Genomic DNA, 2,292 nt, shown 5'->3' with positions numbered 1-2,292 from the left:
GTCCAACCACCACGCCCATGCCATGACGCATGTGGCTGAGCCGATCATCGAAATCCTGAGCGCCTACGGCCAGCGCAACGGCAACACGTTTGCCCTGTACGGCGGCCTGTACGCCATGGGCTGCGCCCTGGCCAGCATCGGCGCGAACCTGGAGCCCGGCGTGGATCTGCGTCAGCAGCTCGAACCGATGCTCGCCGGCTACCAGGCGATGCGCGAGTCCCAGGTCAAGGCAGAGGCTCACTGATCGCCATGTCGAATCCCGAGAAGCTCAACCTCTCGCAGATCTGCGCGGCCTTCGCCCCAGTGCTGCAACTCAACGCGGCAAACCTTGCAGCCCTGGGCGTGCCCTTTGAAAAGGACCGCAACGCTGTGCTGATGAACGCCCGCGACCTGCCGCGCCTGGCCGATGCCCTGATCGACCAGCTCTATGCCAAGCGCGAGGAATTCCTTGCCGGGCCCACGCCGCGCGCGCCAGCGATCCGTGCGCCCGCAATCCAGCACCTGCCGGCCGACGACACCGAAGGCGGCGCGATATAGCCGACCCTCCCCTGCTCTCCCTCAAAGCCCACCACCTGGTGGGCATTTTTTTGCCTCAACCAGATAGGAGCACCCAGTGAGCAAGCTCATCAATCCCACCCTCAAATCCAGGCGCCAGGCCTTCGCCGACTTCCTGGCAAACAGCGCGCCCTTCCTGGGCGAGGAAGCCACCGAGGCCCTGAACGACCTGGTGCACGCCACCACGGAAACGGGCAAAGCTGGTTCGCTGACTCTGACCATCAAGATGAAGCCGATCGGCGGCAAGGCCGGCCAGATGGAGCTGGACACCGACGTGAAGACGAAGCTGCCCGCGCCCACCAAGGGCCGAACCATCCTCTTCACCACCCCCGACAACAACCTGCAGCGCAGCGATCCACGCCAGCAAACGCTGGATGGCGTGCGCGACGTGTCGCAGGAATCCATTGCCCAGAAGGAGCTGCGCCAAACCGCCGCAGCCCCTGAGCAGCAGCCCGGCCTGCGCGTCGTCGGCTGACTCCCATTTCCTCAACCCAGTCCCTCAAGGAGAACCCCGTGGACCTGCAAGACACCAAGACCGAAACCGCCAGCCGTGAAATCCAGGCAGCCAGCCATCAAGCCGTGCGCTTTGTCGGCGCCGGCGCACCCATCGTGCTGCTCCCCGAAGGCTTCACCGCTGAAGACCTCAGCCACACGCTCGCGGCCCCGACTCGCAAGAAGGGCACGGTGCAGTTGAACGATGCCGAATCGTTTATCGCCGTGGTCAACGACCAGAAGGGTGAATCCACTCGTCTGTTCAGCACCATCGACCCGCCCACCTTCACTGCCGTGTTCAATCACATCGCGTTCGGCAGTGGCTGGGGCGATCACCAAGCTCGCTACAACGCTCCCCTCTCGCCGGAGTGGAAGGCGTGGACAGGCATGGATGGCAAGAAGGTGGGCCAGGTCGAGCTCGCGCAGTTCATCGAGAGCAACCTGGTCGATGTCGTCTACATCGCAGCCGACCCTGCCACGCGCGAACCTGGCAGCCCGGACGGCTCTACATTGCTGGAGGTGTGCCGCACGCTGGAAGCCAAGAAGAAGGTGGACTTCAAGAGCAGCGTACGCCTTTCGGACGGCTCGACCCAGTTCACCTACGACGAAGACGTGCAGGGCAGCGCGCGCCAGGGCCAACTTCAGGTGCCCGAGCAGTTCAGCCTGGGCATTCCCGTCTTCGAGAACGGTGACAAGTGGCGTGTGGATGTGCGCTTCCGCTACCGCATCGACGGCGGCAACCTCGTCATGTGGTTGGAGCTGGTCCGTCCGCACAAGGTGGTTGAGCAGGCCGTGAAGGACCTGCGCGAAAAGATCGCCGCCGCCACCGAGCTGCAGATCCTCAACGGCGCGCCGAACACCGCGCGCAACTGATTGCGGGGGCGCCTATCTTGGGCGCCCTTTGCGAACTCCCCCGTCATGGCCACACCACCTGAAAAGGTCTGCACCACCTGCGGCGAGCCATGGCCCGCCGACGTGGGCTCCTTTCGCGCCCTGGTCAAAAGCCCCGACGGGCTGGCCGACCAGTGCAACGCCTGCGTGTGTGACAAGTACCGCCGCTATCGCATCCGCAACCCCTCCCGTCCGCGCGCCACCGACATGCTCGCCAGCATCTGGATGCGGCCGGTGGCCTCAGCCCCAACTGCATGAACCAAGACACCAAACACCAGCCCACACGCGCCGAGCGCGATCTGCCAGCCGCGCGCCGCGCCGCCGAACGTGCCCGCGCCATCTGGTGGGACGAGC

At 65.1% G+C, this 2,292-nt stretch carries 5 protein-coding genes; all 5 read left to right on the top strand.

The annotated features are described in order from the left end of the window. Positions 1–244: hypothetical protein (locus L995_RS03730; protein ID WP_231574347.1), on the top strand; the 244-nt coding region annotated here is incomplete at its 5' end. Positions 245–249: 5 nt separating this feature from the next. Continuing rightward, entirely contained in the window at positions 250–537 is a 288-nt protein-coding gene (locus L995_RS03725) for a hypothetical protein (RefSeq protein ID WP_047469238.1), read from the top strand. A 76-nt stretch (positions 538–613) separates the two neighbouring features. Continuing rightward, positions 614–1,030, top strand: coding sequence for a hypothetical protein (locus L995_RS03720; RefSeq protein ID WP_034369364.1), 417 nt, complete (start codon positions 614–616; stop codon positions 1,028–1,030). A 38-nt stretch (positions 1,031–1,068) separates the two neighbouring features. After that, positions 1,069–1,920, top strand: a complete 852-nt coding sequence (locus L995_RS03715; protein WP_047469233.1) for a YfdQ family protein — start codon at positions 1,069–1,071, stop codon at positions 1,918–1,920. A 45-nt stretch (positions 1,921–1,965) separates the two neighbouring features. Next, positions 1,966–2,196 (top strand): hypothetical protein, encoded by a 231-nt coding sequence (locus L995_RS03710; RefSeq protein ID WP_047469230.1) that lies wholly within the window; start codon positions 1,966–1,968, stop codon positions 2,194–2,196. Positions 2,197–2,292: the final 96 nt, after the last annotated feature.

The organism is Delftia sp. ZNC0008, assembly GCF_000799035.1.
GTDB classification, from domain to species: domain Bacteria; phylum Pseudomonadota; class Gammaproteobacteria; order Burkholderiales; family Burkholderiaceae_C; genus Comamonas; species Comamonas tsuruhatensis.
This window is presented reverse-complemented; position numbering and strand designations above follow the sequence as displayed.

What these genes read in the sequence shown, in the direction of transcription:
- L995_RS03725 (WP_047469238.1), top strand. Translation starts at nt 250, where the DNA reads ATGTCGAATCCCGAGAAGCTCAACCTCTCGCAGATCTGCGCGGCCTTC.
- L995_RS03710 (WP_047469230.1), top strand. Translation starts at nt 1,966, where the DNA reads ATGGCCACACCACCTGAAAAGGTCTGCACCACCTGCGGCGAGCCATGG.